Origin of the sequence: Streptomyces sp. NPDC052023, assembly GCF_044548465.1 — a bacterium.
Taxonomy (GTDB): Bacteria; Actinomycetota; Actinomycetes; order Streptomycetales; family Streptomycetaceae; genus Streptomyces.
The window spans coordinates 1-17,685 of sequence record NZ_JBIUBW010000010.1; the positions used below are offsets into that span (position 1 = coordinate 1).

Consider the following 17,685-nt stretch of genomic DNA (forward strand, 5'->3'; position numbering starts at 1 on the left):
CAACGGCAACGTCTCGGAAGCGGTCACCAACTCCCGCAGCGGATACCGCGCGAGCACCGCGTCCACCTCGGGCGTCAACGCCGCCGCGAGGCGGGAGGCGGCGGGCCGGGAGCCGTCGCGCAGGGCGGCGACGGCGGTGAGCAGCACGGACCGGTCGCCGGCGCGCGTCCCTTCGGCGGCGCGCTCGTGCAGCCGCGCGCCCTCCTCCAGGACCAGGTCCGTGTCGATCCCCGCGGGGATCTTGATCTGGGCGTGGTGGCGCCAGGTGCTGACCGGGTCACCCCACGCCTCGACGGTGTACGTCCACAGGCCGGGCCGGCCGGCGGTGACGGTGGCTCCCCATCGGTCGGTGCCCGGGGCGAGTTCGCGCATCGGCGTCCAGGGCCCGGGCAGACCGTCCGGATCCCTCAGCACGAGGTTGGCCGCGACCGCGTCATGGCCCTCACGGAACACGGTGGCCGAGATCTCGAACGTCTCGCCGGTCACCGCCTTCGCGGGCCGGCGCCCGTGCTGGACGACCGGCCGGACGTCGAGGACCGGTATGCGCCCTACGGCCGTGCCGTCTCCCGCGGCGGGTGGCTCCGGGGCGGGGGGCCCGGCGTCGGCCGGGCGCACAGGTGGTGCTTCCGTGCTGTCGGTACTGGTGGTCGGAGGTGCTGACGAGTGGTGCGTTGCGGGCATCACCGCTCCGTTCCGCGTCAACTGGGTGGGCGGATGGCTGTGGGGAGGTGGGGTCGTGCGCGGGTGTGCCGGTGGGGCGTACCGCTGGAGCCTTCCCACCCTATTCGGGTGGGCAATCCGGCACTTTGTTAACTACTCACGCGTATGTCTACGCACAAGACCGGCCCCGTTCCGGACGAACGGGGCCGATGCTGGCACCGGGTCTGGAATGCGCCGCTACGACCGCGGGACTTGGAGAAGTTTGTTCGGTGAACCGGGGCCCCGTCCGGAGACCTTGCCGGTGGCCGCGGCGGCCACCAGCGCCCTGGAGACCTGCGCCGGCGTGGCCTTCGGACGACCCGCCAGATACAGCGCGGCGGCGCCCGCCACGTGCGGCGACGCCATCGAGGTGCCGGAGAGGACCGCCCTGCCGGCGTCGCTGCGGTGGCTCGCCGAGGTGATCGACACGCCCGGTGCGAACAGGTCCAGCGCCGGGCCGTGGTTGGAGAAGGACGGCCGGATGTCGGTGCTGCCGGTGGCCCCGGCGGTGATCGCCTCGCGGACGCCCGCCGGGGACGATCGCCCCGCCGGGGAGCCGTCGTTGCCCGCGGCGACGGTGTACGTGACACCGGAGGCGACGGACCTGCGTACGGCGGCGTCCAGTGGGGCGTTGCGCGGGCCGCCCAGGCTGAGGTTGGCGACGGCCGGCTTGCGGGCGTGCCTGGTCACCCAGTCGATCCCGGCGATGACCCGGGAGGTCGTACCGCGGCCCGCGTTGTCGAGAACGCGGACGGACACGACCCTGGCCTTCCTGGCCACGCCGAGGCTCCGGCCGGCGACGGTGGCGGCGACGTGTGTGCCGTGCCCGTTGCCGTCACCTGCGGACTTGTCCCCGCCGACGAAGTCCCAGCCGTACCCGGCCCGTCCGCCGAACTCCTTGTGGGTGACGCGGATCCCGGTGTCGATCACGTACACCGTGACGCCGCTCCCGGCGGAGTCCGGCGAGGTGTAGCGCCGGTCGAGCCGCGGATCCGGCTGGTCGACGCGGTCCAGCCCCCAGGACGGCGGATCGGTCAGGGTGTGCCCGGCGGCCACCGGGGTGTCCGGCGCCACGGAGGCGACCCGCGGATCGGCCGCGAGCCGTCGCGCCTGTCCTTCGTCGGCCCGGACGGCGAACCCGTTCAGCACGGTGCCGTAAATATGGCTGATTCTCACCCCGTACGCACCGGCGATCCTCCTTCCCTCCGGCGAGGCGGCCGTCGTGCCCCCCTTGAGCGTCACCACATAACTGCCGCCGGCGGAACCGGGTTCTCCGGCCTCGGCCGTCCGTCCCACGGGTGCGGCCTGCGCGGGTGGGACCCCGGCCGAGAGGACCACGGCACACGCCACCGCGGTCAGGCCCCCCACCCGGCGCAGACGCCGTGATCGCGTCCATGCCATGCTCTGCGTCCCCCTCCTGGACTCGTCGCCCACCGCCACGCCGGTGCGCCGGCGGTACGCCGTCCGGCAGCTTCTCGTGCGGTGTGAACCACCACAAGGACGAGTGTGCGTGCGGAATCGGCCATATCGCCCATCAGGGGTGGATGAAGGTCGTTCCAGGGGCGCGCCCGGAGTCGGCCACGGCGACGCCGGGTAGCCACTACCGTCGATATCGATGACGGGACGCACACCGCGGTGCGTCCTTCTCCGCATGCTGACGAGGTGGAATGTGAAGGCGATCCGTCGATTCACCGTCCGACCCGTTCTCCCCGAACCCCTCCGGCCGCTCAGCGACCTCGCGCGCAACCTGCGCTGGTCCTGGCACACGGAGACGCGCGAGCTGTTGAAGTCCGTCGATCCGGAGCGGTGGGCCGCCTCGGGCGGTGACCCGGTGCGGCTGCTGGGCAGCGTCCCGCCCGCGCGGCTCGCCGAGCTGGCCGAGGACCGCCGCTTCCTGCGCCGGCTGACCACCGTCGCCGGCGACCTGGGCGACTACGTCACCGGCGACCGCTGGTACCAGGCACAACCCGGTGACCTGCCCGCCGCCGTCGCCTACTTCTCCCCGGAGTTCGGCATCACGGCGGCCCTGCCGCAGTACTCCGGCGGCCTCGGCATCCTCGCCGGCGACCATCTGAAGGCGGCCAGCGACCTCGGCGTACCGCTGATCGGGGTGGGGCTGCTCTACCGGCACGGCTACTTCCGCCAGACCCTCTCGCGCGACGGCTGGCAGCAGGAGCACTACCCCGTCCTCGACCCCAACGAGCTGCCCGTCGCCCTGCTCAAGGAGGAGGACGGCACGCCCGCCCAGGTCAGCCTCGCCCTGCCCGGCGGCCGGCAGCTGCGCGCCCGGATCTGGCTGGCCCAGGTCGGCCGGGTCCCGCTGCTGATGCTCGACTCGGACGTCGAGGAGAACGACCTCGGCGAGCGCGGCGTGACGGACCGGCTGTACGGCGGCGGCAGTGAGCACCGGCTCCTGCAGGAGATGCTGCTGGGCATAGGGGGTGTGCGGGCCGTGCGGACGTACTGCCGGCTGACCGGGCACCCCGAACCCGAGGTCTTCCACACCAACGAGGGGCACGCCGGGTTCCTGGGGCTGGAGCGGATCGCCGAACTGTGCGACGCGGGGCTCGACTTCGACTCCGGACTGGAGGCCGTGCGCGCCGGTACGGTCTTCACCACCCACACGCCCGTCCCGGCCGGTATCGACCGCTTCGACCGCGAGCTGGTCGCACGGCACTTCGGGCCCGACGCCGAGCTTCCCCGCATCGACGTCGAGCGGATCCTGCGGCTGGGCATGGAGACGTACCCGGGCGGCGAGCCCAATCTGTTCAACATGGCCGTGATGGGCCTGCGCCTGGCCCAGCGCGCCAACGGCGTCTCCCTGCTGCACGGCAACGTCAGCCGCGGGATGTTCTCCGGGCTCTGGCCCGGGTTCGACCCCGACGAGGTGCCGATCACCTCCGTCACCAACGGGGTGCACGCGCCGACCTGGATCGCCCCCGAGGTCTTCCGGCTCGGCGCCCGGCAGGTCGGCGCACAGCGCGCCGAGGACGCCTTCACCGGCGCCGGCGAGGACCGGTGGGACGCCGTCGCCGACATCCCCGCCCAGGACATCTGGGAACTCCGCCGCGAGCTGCGCGAACACCTGGTCACCGAGGTGCGGGAGCGGCTGCGGGCCTCCTGGCGGCAGCGCGGGGCGGGGACGGCCGAGCTGGGCTGGATCGACGGCGTGCTCGACCCGGACGTCCTCACCATCGGGTTCGCGCGGCGCGTCCCGTCGTACAAGCGCCTGACGCTGATGCTGCGCGACCGCGACCGGCTGATGGAGCTGATGCTGCACCCCGAGCGGCCGATCCAGATCGTCGTCGCGGGCAAGGCGCACCCGGCCGACGACGGCGGCAAGCGGCTGATCCAGGAGCTGGTCCGGTTCGCCGACGACCCGCGGGTGCGGCACCGGATCGTCTTCCTGCCCGACTACGGCATGGCGATGGCGCAGAAGCTCTACCCCGGCTGCGACATCTGGCTGAACAACCCGCTGCGCCCGCTGGAGGCCTGCGGCACCAGCGGCATGAAGGCGGCGCTCAACGGCTGCCTCAACCTGTCGGTCATGGACGGCTGGTGGGACGAGTGGTTCCAGCCCGACTTCGGCTGGGCGATCCCGACCGCGGACGGGGCGGGCACGGACCCCGACCGCCGCGACGCCATCGAGGCGGCGGCGCTGTACGACCTGCTCGAACAGCGGATCACCCCCCGCTTCTACGAGCGCGGCCCCGGCGGCCTGCCCGACCGGTGGATCGAGATGGTCCGCCGGACGCTGATGCTGCTCGGTCCGAAGGTGCTGGCGGGCCGCATGGTCGGCGAGTACGTCGAGCGGCTGTACGCCCCCGCGGCCCGAGCCCACCGCGCGATGGAGCCGGACGCGGCCCGCGAACTGGCGGAGTGGAAGGCCCGGGTGCGCCGGTCCTGGCACGGCGTACGGGTCGACCACGTCGAGACCTCCGCGACCACGGCGACGGCCGAACTCGGCTCGACCCTCACCCTCCGCGTCCGCGTCGCCCTCGGTGACCTCGCCCCCGACGACGTGGAGGTCCAGGCGGTCTCCGGCCGGGTGGACCCCGAGGACCGCATCGCCGACGCCACGGCGGTCCCGCTGAAACCGGCGGGCGGACCGGACCTCGAAGGACGCTGGGTGTACGAGGGGCCGCTGTCGCTGGACCGGACGGGGCCGTACGGCTACACGGTACGGATCCTGCCCGCGCACCGGCTGCTGGCGACCAGCGCGGAGCTGGGGCTGGTGGCGGTGCCGTCGGAGGATGTGGCGGAGGGCGCGGGGGTGCTGATGCGCTGAGCGTGGCGCGGGCCGGGGTGCCACGGGTCCCCGGAGGGACTCAGTACTCGTTCTCCGGCTCGCACAGCTGGCGGAGCACCTTCCCGCACCGCCTCGCGAACGCGGCCTGAAGCCCCCGGTTCGCCGGCCCGCCCGCGCGGGCGTACCACTTCGCGGGCCGGCTGAACGCCGACACGGTGAGCCACACCGTGCCGTCCCCCGTCCGTTCCACCACGAACGCCTCCTCGCCGCACTCGGGGTGGCCGGTCAGCGTGCCGTAGGCCCACCCTGCGCGGCGGTACTCGGACACCGTCCAGACCACCCGGCAGGGCGCCTTGATCAGGCCGGCGAGCGTGACGGTGACGTCGACGCCGGGGGCGGCGCGGTCGGCGCCGGCCTCGATGCCCATGCCGGTCGCCCGGTGCACCTCCCAGGTGCACACGGCCTCGGCGGCCCGGCGGAACACCCGCTCGCCCTCGCCGATCCGGGTGCGCACGTGCAGGGGGTGGAAGCCGGGTGGGCAGAACCCGGCCTCGCGGGTCGCGCCGACATCCTCGTACGTGAACGACATGCGGCCAAGAGTAGGGCGGCACCCGGCGTCGACCGCCCGCCGGGTGCCGCCCTCACGAAGGGTCTACGGGAACGTCAGCTTCCAGCTGTTGATGTAGCCGGTGTCCCGTGCCGCCTGGTCCTGCACCCGCAGCCGCCAGGTGCCGTTGGCGACCTCGGAGGAGGCGTTGACGGTGTAGGTGGTCCGGACGTCGTCCGCCGAGTCCGAGGAGCTGAAGTTCTTCAGGCGGTACGCCGTCCCGTCCGGGGCCAGCAGGTCGATCACCAGGTCACCGCGCCAGGTGTGCACGATGTCCACGCCGACCTGGAGGTCGGCCGGGGCGTTGCCCGTCCGCCCGGACACGGTGACCGAGGAGGTCACGGCCGCCCCGTTGTCGGGGATCGACACGTCGGCGGTGTTCTCGAAGGAGGTGCCGCCGCCCGGGCCGCCGGGACGCGAACCGACCGCGACGCCCGCCCACGCGTCCTGCACCGCCTTGTACTCGGCGCTCGTCGTGCCGTACAGCTCACCGGCGACCGCGAGCGTGCCGGTGCGGGCGCCCGCGTAGTTGGTGGTGGACGTGAACTTCGTGGTGAGCGCCTTGAACCAGATCTGCTCGGCCTTCGCCCGGCCGATGCCGGTCACCGGCAGCCCGTCCGCGGTGGGCGAGTCGTAGCTGACGCCGTTGACGACCTTGGCGCCGCTGCCCTCGCTCAGCAGGTAGAAGAAGTGGTTCGCGGGGCCGGAGGAGTAGTGCACGTCGATCGAGCCGATGCCCGAGTACCAGTTGTCCTTGGACGCGCCGTCCTTGCTCGGCTTGTCCATGTAGCGCAACGGGGTGCCGTCGCCGTTGATGTCGATCTCCTCGCCGACGAGGTAGTCGCCGGGATCGGAGGCGTTGTTCGCGTTGAACTCGACGCCCGCCGCGAGGATGTCGGAGGTCGCCTCGTTCAGACCGCCGGACTCGCCGCTGTAGACGAGCTTCGCGGTCGCCGACGTCAGGCCGTGCGTCATCTCGTGCGCGGCCACGTCGATCGAGGTGAGCGGGTTGGCGTTGCCGGAGCCGTCGCCGTACGTCATGCAGAAGCAGCTGTCCTGCCAGAACGCGTTGACGTAGTTGTTGCCGTAGTGGACCCGCGAGTAGGCGCCGACGCCGTCGCCGCGGATGCCGTTGCGGCCGTGCACGTTCTTGTAGTAGTCCCAGGTCAGCGCGGCCCCGTAGTGGGCGTCGGCGCCGGCCGACTCCAGGTTGGACGGGCTGCCGTTGCCCCAGACGTCGTCCGGGCCGGAGAAGAGCGTGCCGGTGCCGGAGGTGCCGCGGTTGAGGTTGTACGTGCGGTGGTTGCCGCGCGCCCCGTCCGTGAGGTTGTACGTCGTACCGGACTGGGTCGTGGTGAGCGGGACCGTACCGCTGTACACCGTGTGCCCGGTGCCGTTCTTGACGGCCTCCCACTCGTACAGCTTCTCGCCGGTGGTGGCGTCGGTGACGACGTGCAGTTCCTGTGGGGTGCCGTCGTGCTGGAGGCCGCCGACGACCGTCTCGTAGGCGAGGACCGGTGTGCCGTGCGCGGCCCAGACGACCTTGCGGGGCTCACTGCTGACCTCGGGGCTCCTGGCGTCCTCGGCGCGGGCGGCGCCGAGCGCCTGCCGCTCCGCCTGCGCCCCGGTGATCGTGGGCTTGAGCGAGGGCACCGCGACGGCGGCGCGGGTGGCCTTGGTGACGCTCTCGGTCGTGCCCGCCTTCGACGTCTCGACGACCAGGTCACCACCGAGGACCGGCAGACCGGCGTATGTCCGCTCGTAGCGGGTGTGGACCGTGCCGTCGGCGTCCTTGACGACGTCCCGGACCAGGAGCTTCTCCTGGCTGCCCAGGCCGAGTTCCCGGGCGGTGTCCGCCGTGCCGGCGTCGGCCTCGCGGATCAGCGCCGCGCGCTGGGCGGGAGTGAGCTTCACGGGCAGGGAGCCCGGGTCGGCCTTCGCCGCTGCCGACGGCGCCTTGTCCGGGGTGGCTGCCGCGGCGCCGGACTGCACGGCGGCGGTGAGGAACGCGGCGACGCCGACGAGGGCGACGGCCGCAACGCGGGGGGTGCGTCTGTGGGAGGAACCGTTGCTCGATGAGGAACTGCTTCTCAACACTGACTCCTTCTGCGTGGCCGCGGGTCACGCGGCCAGGGGAGATCCGGGCGGCGAGTGAGCCGTCCGGGCAGAACGCGAAACCAGGTGCACGCGGCCACGGGAACAACACAGCGGCATGGAGGTGGGGTTGCTGTGGAGTAGCCGTGAGAAGCGTGACACCCGGCTCCTGACATGTCAGGAGCGCGTCAAAAATTTGGCCGGAAACGGTTCGCTGTCCGGGAGTTCGCGTTCGGTATACGAACAGGACGGTTCGCGCCGGCCGGTGGTCCCCCCGGCGGCTCCCCTATCCGGCGGGCTCCCCGTGCCAGGTCCGCCACAGCCGCGCGTAAGCCCCGTTCGCCGCCACCAGCTCCTCGTGCGTGCCGAGTTCGGTGATCCGTCCCGCCTCCATCACCGCCACCCGGTCCGCGTCGTGCGCGGTGTGCAGCCGGTGTGCGACCGCGATGACCGTACGGCCCCGGAGCACGGCGGCCAGGGCGCGCTCGGTGTGCCGGGCGGACGCCGGGTCGAGCAGGGCGGTCGCCTCGTCGAGGATCAGGGTGTGCGGGTCGGCCAGCACCACGCGAGCGAGGGCGAGTTGCTGGGCCTGCGAGCCATCGGTGCGGAACGCTCCCGTGCCCAGCTCGGCGCCGAGCCCGCCAGGCAGCTCGCGCACCCAGGCGTCGGCGCCGACCGCGCCGAGCGCCGTCCACAACCGGGCGTCCGTGGCGGCCGGTTCGGCGATCAGCAGGTTGTCGCGGACCGTTCCCAGGAACACGTGGTGCTCCTGCGTCACCAGCACGACCTGGCGGCGCAGCCGCTCCGGCCCCAGACCGGCGACCGGCACCCCGCCCACCGTCACACTGCCCGCGTCCGGCGCGTCGACGCCGGCCAGCAGCCGGCTCAGCGTGGACTTCCCCGCGCCGGACGGGCCGACGACCGCCAGCCGCTCCCCGGGCCGGATCGTCAGGTCGACACCGCGCAGAACCTCGCCACCCCGGTCGTAGGAGTAGCGCACCCCGGTCACGTCGATTCGGTCGCCGTCCGGGTCGGGGCAGTCGGCCGGAGCCGTCCGGGGCGCGAGCGCCAGGCCCTCGACCCGGGCGAAGGAGGCGTTGCTCATCTGCAGTTGCTCGACCCGGACCAGGATCGTGTCCAGCGGCTCGGTGACCTGCCGCAGGTACAGCGCGGCCGCCACCACCGCGCCCAGGCTCACCGCGCCCCGCTCCTGCAGGAAGCCCCCCACCAGCAGCACGCCCACCACCGGGAAGGCGTACGCGAAATCCGCCGCCGGGAAGAACACACTGCGCAGCCGGAGCGTGTACAGGCGGGTGCGCCGCGCCTGGTCCAGCGCGTCCCGGCTCGCCGCGATCCGGCGCCCGTGCAGCCCGAACGCCTCGACGGTGCGGGCGCCGGCCGCCGTGGCCGCGAGGACCTCGGCGACGTCCGAGGTGGCCGCTCCCTCGTCGAGGTAGGCGGAGCGCGCCCGGCGCAGGTACCAGCGCAGCGGGAACCAGATGCCGAGCCAGCCCAGCAGCGCGCAGCAGCCCAGCAGCGGGTCCAGCGCGACGACCGCGCCGAACAGGAACAGCACCTGCAACGAGGCGATCAGCAGCGCGGGACCGGCGTCCCGCAAAGTCGTGCCGACGGCCGTGACGTCGGCGGTTCCCCGGGCCGTCACGTCGCCGGTGCCGGCCCGCTCCACCACCGAGGCGGGCAGCGACAGCGCCCGGTCCACGAACCGCTCCCGGATCCGCGCCAGCGTCCGCTCCCCGAACCGGTGCCCGGCGTACCGCGCCCACCGGGACAGCAGCAACTGCGCGAGCGCGCACCCGAGCAGGGCGAGCGCCAGCCGGTCGACGACGTCCACGCCGCCGCCCGCCCGCACCTCGTCGACGATCAGCCCCAGCAGCCACGGTCCGGCCAGCCCGGCCCCGGCCGCCAGCGCGTTGAGCGCCAGCACGGCGACGAAGGCCCGCCCGTCGGCCCGGACCAGCCCCGCCAGCGCCCGCCGCACCTCGGCGGGCCCGGCGACGGGCAGCCGGCCCGTGGGGTCCGCCGTGGCGGCGGACGCGTGTCCGGACGTCATCGCACGGCCTCCTCGGCGTCCACTGCGGTCCCGTTGCCCGTACCGGCCTGCGCGTCCCGCGCCACCAGCGCCCGGTACCCGGGCTCGTACGCCAGCAGCCCCTCATGGGTCCCACTGGCCGCGACCTTGCCGTCGACCAGGAAGTACACCGTGTCCGCCCGGTCGAGCACCAGCGGCGAGGTGGTCGTGACGACGGTCGTACGGCCCGCGCGGGCATCCCGCAGCCGCTCGGCCACCGCCGCCTCGGTGTGCGCGTCCAGCGCGGACGTCGGCTCCACGGCGAGCAGCACCTCGGGGTCGGCCAGCAGCGCCCTCACCAGCCGCACCCGCTGCCGCTGTCCACCGGAGAGATTGCGGCCCCGGGCGTCGATCCGGGAGTCGAGCCCGTCCGGCAGTCCCCGCACGACGTCCTCGGCCACGCCGGCCCGCACGGCCCGCACGACGGCCTCGTCACCGGCGTCCGACCGCCGCCCGAGGAGCACCTCACGCAGCGTCCCCGCGAACAGGTCGGCCTCGTGGTCCGCGACCAGGATCCGCTCCCGCACCTGGGCGAGCGTGATCTCGTCCAGCCGTACGCCCGCCCAGGTCGCGTCCGACGGCGTGTACCGCCCGAGCCGGTCGACGATCTCCGCCGCGTCGGCGGGCCGCTCGCAGGCGAGGCCGGTCAGCCGCCCCGGCAGCACCCGCACGCCCGACTGCGGATCGTGCAGCGCGGACGGCTCGGCGGGGGCATCGTGCGCCCCGCCGTCCTCCAGCGGGTCGAGCCGCAGGAACCGTACGACCCGGCGCGCGGCCACCAGCCCCCGGCTGACCTGCTGGCCGAACTCCAGGAAGTACGCCACCGGCACCACCAGCACCGCGACATAGCCGTAGACCGACACCAACTCGCCCACGGTGATCTGACCATGGGCCACCAGCCGGGCCGCGAGCCAGGTCACCACGGCCAGGAACACCGTGGGCAGGCCGAGGCCGAGCGCCTGGATCCAGCTGGTCACCGCGCCGACCCGGTACCCCTCGTCGCGCAGTCGCCGCGAGTCCCGGCGGAAGGCCGCGGCGACCAGCTCCTTGCCGCCGAGCCCGCCCAGCACCCGCAGCCCCCCGGCCAGGTCCCCGATGCGCGCGGTCAGCGCGCCCTGCCCTTCCCGGTAGGCCGTCTCGGCGCCCTGCAGGCGGCCCATCAGCGGCCCGGCCAGGACGCCGATCACGGGCACGCCCAGCAGGACGACCGCGGCCAGCAGCGGGGAGACCGTGAGCAGCAGCGCGGCGACGACGCCGTACCCGACCACGGCACCCACGCCGGGGCCGATCACGGTCAGGGAGCCGGCGATGGTCTGCACGTCACCCACGCCGATCGTCACGACCTCACCGGCGGCGACCTGCCGGCGCAGCGAGGCGCCGAGCCGGACCGACTGCCCGACCACGACCTTGACCGTGCGGAAGTTGGCGTCCATCCGGACCCGGGTCATCGTGCGGTGCCGGGCGATGTTCAGCCAGGCGTCGAGCGCCCCGGCCGCCAGCACGGCGCCCGCCCAGCCGAGCAGCGCGGCCCGGTCACCGGGCTGCAGCCCGTCGTCGATCGCGCGGGCCAGCAGATAGGGCACCACCGCGGGCAGCGCGAGCGACACGATCCCGAGCAGCGCCGCCGCGGCCGAACGGCGCGACTGGCGGCGCACCAGCCACCACAGGTACCGGGCAGGACCCCGGCTGTCGGGCGTGCCGGGGTCCTCGTACGCGTCGATCACCGCTGCTTCGTTCCCCCTGATCACGCCAGGCTGTCCTGCCACGCCCGGTGCAGCCCCGCGAACCGCCCCGTTCCCGCCACGAGTTCGGCCGGGCTGCCGTCCTCCACGATCCCGCCGTGCTCCATGACGAGCACCCGGTCGGCGATCTCCACCGTGGACAGCCGGTGCGCGATCACGACGGCGGTACGGCCCTTCAGCACGGTCGCCATCGCCCGCTGCACCGCCCGCTCGCCCGGGATGTCCAGCGAACTGGTTGCCTCGTCGAGGATCAGCACCGCCGGGTCGGCGAGCAACGCGCGTGCGAACGCCACGAGTTGGCGCTGACCGGCCGAGATGCGGCCGCCCCGCTTGCGGACGTCCGTGTCGTACCCGTCGGGCAGCGCGGCGATGAAATCGTGCGCGCCGATGGCCTTGGCGGCGCCCTCGATCTCCGCACGGCTCGCGTCGGGCCGCCCGATGGCGATGTTCTCGGCGACCGTGCCGGAGAACAGGAACGACTCCTGCGTCACCATCACGACCCCGCGCCGCAGCTCCGGCACGGCCAGCTCGCGCAGGTCGACCCCGTCGAGCAGCACCCGTCCGTCGGCCGGGTCGTAGAACCGGGCCAGCAGCTTGGCCAGCGTCGACTTCCCCGCCCCCGTGGAGCCGACCACCGCGACCGTCTGCCCGGCCGGGATCGTCAGGTCGAAGCGGGGCAGCACCTCGCTACCGGTGCGGTAGGCGAACCGCACGCCGTCGAAGACGACCTCGCGGCCGGGGTGCTCGGTCGCCAGGGGCGGCAGTTCCCTGGGTACGGACGGTTCCGGCACCGAGGGCGCCTGGGCCAGCAGCCCGGCGATCTTCTCCAGCGAGGCCGCCGCCGACTGGTAGGAGTTGAGGAACATGCCGAACCGGTCGATCGGGTCGTACATCCGCCGCAGATACAGCACCGCCGCCGCGAGCACGCCGAGCGCCAGCGTGCCGTCCGCGACGCGGTAGGCGCCCCACAGGACGATCAGCGCGACCGCCGTGTTGCCGACGACCCGGGAGCCGACGACGTAACGCGCCATCTCCAGCAGCGCGTCGCCGTTCGTGCGCTCGTGCCGCCGGTTCAGGACCCGGAACTCGGCGTCGTTGGCGGCCTCCCGGCGGAACGCCCGCACCGGGCGGATGCCGTTCATCGTCTCGACGAACTTCACGATCACCGCCGCGATCGCCGTCGACCGCGTCGTGTACACCCGCCGCGCCCGCCGCTGGTACAGCCGTACCAGCCACCACAGCGGCCCGAACGACGCCACCGCCACGGCGCCGAGCCCCAGGTCCAGCCAGAGCAGGATGGCCGCGACGTACACACAGGACAGGATCACCGTCACCAGCTCCTGGAGGCCCTCCTCCAGCAGCTCGCGCAGCGACTCGACGTCGGTGGTCGAGCGGGAGATGAGCCGGCCCGAGGTGTAGCGCTCGTGGAAGTCGACGCTGAGCGCCTGGGCATGGCGGAAGATCCGGCCGCGCAGATCGAGGAGCACGTCCTGGCTGACCCGGGCGGAGGTGACGACGAAGGCGTACTGGAGCCCGCCGGAGGCGGCCGCGCACAGCAGATAGCCGACCGCCACCGCGATCAGCGGCCCCTGGTCGTGGGCGCGGAACGCGGGCACGGCGCGGTCGATGGCGTACGCCACCAGCAGCGGGCCCGCCTGCACGGCCGCCTGTTGCAGCAGCAGCAGGAGCGTGGTCAGGGCGACCCGGGCCTTCATCGGCGCGAGCAGGGACCGCAGCAGCGACCCGGTGGCGCCGGGCGGGGCGGGCAGGACGTCCTTGTCGAAGGGGTCCCTGGCCTCGGCGGGCTGCCGCGGCTCGTCCCCGGTGACCGGGGTGGGGGTGGATGTGGACGCGGTCACCGGGCTGCCTCCAGTTCCGTCCCGGACATCAGATGGGCGTACTCGGCGTTGTCGCGCAGCAGTTCGTGGTGGGTGCCGACGGCCGTGATACGGCCGCCGGAGAGCAGGGCGACCCGGTCGGCGAGCAGCACCGTGGACGGGCGGTGCGCCACGATCAGGGCCGTCGTGCCGGCCAGCACCTCGCGCAGCGCCGCCTCCACGGCCGCCTCGGTGTGCACGTCCAGTGCCGACAGCGGGTCGTCCAGGACCAGGAAGTCCGGGCGTCCCACGACCGCCCTGGCCAGGGCGAGGCGTTGCCGCTGCCCGCCGGACAGACTCAGCCCCTGCTCGCCGACCTGGGTGTCCGTGCCCTCGGGCAACGCGTGCGCGAACTCGGCCTGGGCGACGGCGAGGGCACGGTTCAGCTCGGCGGCTCCGGCCTCGTCGGGGGCGCCCATGAGGACGTTCTCGCCGACGCTCGCCGAGAAGAGGGTCGGCTCCTCGAACGCGACGGCGACCTTGGCGCGCAGCTCCTCGCGGGACATGGCCGCGATGTCGGCGCCGTCGAGCGTGATCCGGCCCGAGGTCACCTCGTGCAGCCGGGGGATCAACGCGGTCAGGGTGGTCTTGCCGCTGCCGGTCGCGCCGACCAGGGCCATCGACTCGCCGGGGCGGATGTGCAGGTCGACGCGGTCGAGGACCGGCGGGGCGCCGGCGGGGGCGTCGGGGTAGCGGAAGCCGACGGCGTGGAAGCGGAGCCCCAGGTCCGTGGTGTCCTTCGGGGTGCTCGGCGCGGCGGTGGGAGTCCTGGGGGCCGTGGGGTCCTTCAGGGGGCTCGGCGCCGCGGTCGGCGTCTTCGGGTCCGTGGGGTCCTTCACGGTGCTCACCGTCGGCGTGGACGTCTCCGGCTCCGCGTCCATCACCTCGAAGTACCGCTCGGTCGCCGTCGCCGCCTCCTGGCTCATCGCCAGCAGGAAGCCGATCGAGTCGACCGGCCACCGCAGGGCCAGCGCCGTGGACAGGAAGGCCACCAGCGTCCCGGCCGACAGGGTGCCGTCCGCCACCTGCACGGCCCCCAGCACCAGCGCCGCCCCGACGGCCACCTCCGGCAGCGTCACGATGACGCTCAGGATCGCCGCCAGCAGCCGGGCCTTGCGCAGCTCCGTGCCCCGCAGCGTCCGCGCCAGCTCACGGAACGCCCGCGCCTGACTGCGATGGCGCCCGAACCCCTTGATGACGCGGATGCCGAGGACGCCCTCCTCGACGACCGTGGTCAGATCACCGACCTGGTCCTGCGCGCGCCGCGCCACCTCGGCGTACCGCTTCTCGAAGATCGCGCAACTGACGATCACGGGCACGGCGGGCCCGAGAACCACCAGCCCCAGCGTCAGGTCCTGCACCAGCATGATGATCACGCCGACGAGAATCGTCACCCCGTTGACCAGCAGGAAGGTGAGCGGAAAAGCCAGGAACATGCGCAGCAGCATCAGATCGGTCGTGCCCCGCGACAGCAACTGCCCCGAGGCCCACCGGTCGTGGAAGGCCACCGGCAGCCGCTGGAGGTGCCCGTACAGGTCCGCCCGCATCGCGGCCTCGACCCCCGCCAGCGGGCGGGCCACCAGCCATCGCCGCAGCCCGAACAGCACTGCCTCGCCCAGCCCGAGCACCAGCAGGAACAGCGCGCCGAGCCACACGCCCGCCGGGTCCCGGCCGGCGACCGGGCCGTCCACGAGCCACTTCAGCACGAGGGGGATCACCAGCCCGACGCAGGACGCGACGACGGCGACGAACGCGGCGGTGAACAGACGGGCCCGCACCGGCCTGACGTAGGGCCACAGGCGCAGCAGCGAGCGGACGGCGGAGCGTTCCCGGGGCGAGGTGGCACGTGTCGTGGGCATCAGGAGCGAGCCTACGGATCGGCACTGACAACGCCCACCGAGTTTTGGCCGGGCCGGCCTCCGCCGTTGGTCCTACGACCTGCGTGTACGAGGTCCGGCAGGGCGCCTCACCCGACCTTCAGCAGCAGCACCGACCGGGCCGGCACCGAGATCGCCCGCCCCGCGGGGTACGTCGCCCCGGGTGCTGCCGCCTGCTCCTCCTGCGACGTGTCGACGACCACCTCGTACCGCTCCGCCCACGGCGGCCCCGGCAGCACGAAGCTCACCGGCCGTTCCCCCGCGTGCAGCACGGCGAGGAAGCTGTCGTCGACGATCGGCGCCCCCCGCTCGTCCCGGCCCGGGATGTCCCGCCCGGACAGATACATGCCGAGCGTGGCCGCCGGGGCGTACCAGTCCCGTTCCGTCATCTCCGTGCCCCGCTGGGTGAACCACGCCAGGTCCCGCAGACCGTCCGCCGAGTGCGCCCGCCCGGAGAAGAACGCCCGGCGCCGCAGCACCGGGTGCCGGTGCCGCAGCTCGATCAGCCTCGACGTCAGGTCGAACAGGGCCTTCCAGCCCGGTTCCTGCAGCAGCTCCCAGTCCAGCCAGCTGATCTCGTTGTCCTGGCAGTAGGCGTTGTTGTTGCCCCGCTGGGTGCGTCCGAGCTCGTCGCCCGCGACCAGCATCGGCACGCCCGTCGACAGCAGCAGCGTGGTCAGCAGGTTGCGCAGCTGCCGCCGCCGCAGCGCCCGCACCCGCTCCTCGTCGGTCTCGCCCTCCGCCCCGCAGTTCCATGCCCGGTTGTCGTTCGTGCCGTCCCGGTTGCCCTCGCCGTTCGCCTCGTTGTGCTTGCGCTCGTACGACACGAGGTCCCGCAGCGTGAAACCGTCGTGCGCGGTGATGAAGTTGACCGACGCGTACGGCCGCCGGCCGCCCCAGGCGTACAGGTCGCTGGACCCCGACAGCCGGTACCCCATCTCTCGTACGTCGGGCAGCGCGTGCCGCCAGAAGTCGCGCACGGCGTTGCGGTAGCGGTCGTTCCACTCCGTCCACAGCGGCGGGAAGGCGCCCACCTGGTAGCCGCCGGAGCCGACGTCCCAGGGCTCGGCGATCAGCTTCACGCGCCGCAGCACCGGGTCCTGCGCGATCACGGCGAGAAACGGGGACAGCATGTCCACGTCGTGCATGGACCGCGCCAGCGCCGCCGCCAGGTCGAAGCGGAAGCCGTCCACGCCCATCTCCGTCACCCAGTAGCGCAGCGAGTCGGTGATGAGGCGCAGCACGTGCGGCTGGACCACGTGCAGCGTGTTCCCGCAGCCGGTGTAGTCGGCGTACCGGCGGGCGTCGGACTGGAGGCGGTAGTAGCCGCGGTTGTCGATGCCCTTCAGGGACAGCGTCGGGCCCAGTTCGCCCGCCTCCGCGGTGTGGTTGTAGACCACGTCGAGAATGACCTCGATCCCGGCCGCGTGCAGCGCCCGCACCATCCGCTTGAACTCGCCGACCTGCTGCCCCCGCGTGCCGGACGCGGCGTACGTGGCGTGCGGGGCGAAGTAGCCGATGGAGTTGTAGCCCCAGTAGTTCCTCAGGCCCCGGCGCAGCAGATGGTCCTCGTGCGCGAACTGGTGCACGGGCAGCAGTTCGACGGCCGTGATGCCGAGCCGCGTGAGGTGCTCGATCGCCGCCGGGTGGGCCAGGCCCGCGTAGGTGCCGCGCAGTTCCTCGGGAATCCCCGGGTGCAGCTTGGTGAAGCCGCGCACGTGCAGCTCGTAGATCACCGAGTCCGCCCAGGGCGTCTTCGGGCGGCGGTCGTCCGCCCAGTCGTCGTCGTCGTGCACGACGACGCCCTTCGGGACGTACGGCGCCGAGTCCCGCTCGTCGCGCACGGTGTCCGCGACCTGCTGCTGAGGCCAGTCCCGGACGTGCCCGTAGACCTCCGGCGGCAGGCTGAAGTCGCCGTCCACCGCGCGCGCGTACGGGTCGAGCAGCAGCTTCGCCGGGTTCCACCGGCCGCCGGTCCAGGGATCCCAGCGGCCGTGCACCCGATAGCCGTAGCGCTGACCGGGCAGCACCCCCGGCACGAAGCCGTGCCAGATCTCATGGGTCAGCTCGCTCAGGCGATGCCGGTGCTCCGTGCCCTCCTCGTCGAACAGGCACAGCTCCACCGCCTCCGCCCCGCCCGCCCACAGCGCGAAGTTCGTGCCCGCCACCCCGTCCGGACCGACCCGGAACCGGGCCCCCAGTGGTGTCGGCGCACCCGGCCACACCGGCACCGCGGCGGCGGGCGCCGCGCGCGGCGCGCCGTTCAACGCGGTGGCCGGGCGTCCGCCCTGCCCGGCCACCGTCTCCTGCTCGGCTGCGCTGGACACCTGTCAGCCTCCCGCGGCTCGTGTCGACGACGTCGGCCGGGGCCACGGCGTCCCTTCCGCGGAGCCCGGCCCGTCGTCCTCCCCACTGTTCTGCCCAGAGCTTGCCTCGCACTCACGTTTCCCC

General features: G+C 73.4%; 10 protein-coding genes. 1 reads left to right on the forward strand and 9 read right to left on the reverse strand.

What is annotated here, in order from left to right:
* Nucleotides 1-681 (reverse strand): maltotransferase domain-containing protein (locus ACIHCM_RS20735; protein WP_399897879.1); only part of this gene is annotated, 681 nt, incomplete at its 3' end.
* 216 nt (nucleotides 682-897) lie between these two features.
* Nucleotides 898-2,100, reverse strand: a complete 1,203-nt coding sequence (locus tag ACIHCM_RS20740; protein WP_399897881.1) for a S8 family peptidase — start codon at nucleotides 2,098-2,100, stop codon at nucleotides 898-900.
* 268 nt (nucleotides 2,101-2,368) lie between these two features.
* Between ACIHCM_RS20740 and ACIHCM_RS20745 the strand changes: the two genes are divergently transcribed.
* Nucleotides 2,369-4,987, forward strand: coding sequence for a glycosyltransferase family 1 protein (locus ACIHCM_RS20745; protein ID WP_399898279.1), 2,619 nt, complete (start codon nucleotides 2,369-2,371; stop codon nucleotides 4,985-4,987).
* 40 nt (nucleotides 4,988-5,027) lie between these two features.
* On the opposite strand, the gene ACIHCM_RS20750 is transcribed toward ACIHCM_RS20745, so the two are convergent.
* From ACIHCM_RS20750 to glgX, 7 genes are all read right to left on the reverse strand, one after another.
* Nucleotides 5,028-5,537, reverse strand: a complete 510-nt coding sequence (locus tag ACIHCM_RS20750) for a DUF1990 family protein (RefSeq protein ID WP_399897883.1) — start codon at nucleotides 5,535-5,537, stop codon at nucleotides 5,028-5,030.
* A gap of 63 nt (nucleotides 5,538-5,600) precedes the next feature.
* Entirely contained in the window at nucleotides 5,601-7,649 is a 2,049-nt protein-coding gene (locus ACIHCM_RS20755; RefSeq protein ID WP_399897885.1) for a M4 family metallopeptidase, read from the reverse strand.
* 286 nt (nucleotides 7,650-7,935) lie between these two features.
* A complete protein-coding gene (locus ACIHCM_RS20760; protein WP_399897887.1) occupies nucleotides 7,936-9,720 on the reverse strand; it encodes an ABC transporter ATP-binding protein in 1,785 nt (594 codons plus the stop codon).
* Nucleotides 9,717-11,462, reverse strand: coding sequence for an ABC transporter transmembrane domain-containing protein (locus tag ACIHCM_RS20765; RefSeq protein WP_399898281.1), 1,746 nt, complete (start codon nucleotides 11,460-11,462; stop codon nucleotides 9,717-9,719). Before ACIHCM_RS20765 ends, ACIHCM_RS20760 begins: the two co-directional genes overlap by 4 nt.
* A 20-nt stretch (nucleotides 11,463-11,482) precedes the next feature.
* Entirely contained in the window at nucleotides 11,483-13,339 is a 1,857-nt protein-coding gene (locus tag ACIHCM_RS20770) for an ABC transporter ATP-binding protein (protein WP_399897889.1), read from the reverse strand.
* Complete coding sequence (locus ACIHCM_RS20775) at nucleotides 13,336-15,216, reverse strand: ABC transporter ATP-binding protein (RefSeq protein WP_399897891.1); 1,881 nt, start codon at nucleotides 15,214-15,216, stop codon at nucleotides 13,336-13,338. The genes ACIHCM_RS20770 and ACIHCM_RS20775 overlap by 4 nt, the downstream gene beginning before the upstream one ends.
* Nucleotides 15,217-15,323: 107 nt before the next feature.
* On the reverse strand, nucleotides 15,324-17,561 hold the full coding sequence (gene glgX, locus ACIHCM_RS20780) for a glycogen debranching protein GlgX (RefSeq protein WP_399897893.1): 2,238 nt from the start codon (nucleotides 17,559-17,561) through the stop codon (nucleotides 15,324-15,326).
* Between the last annotated feature and the right edge of the window lie 124 nt (nucleotides 17,562-17,685).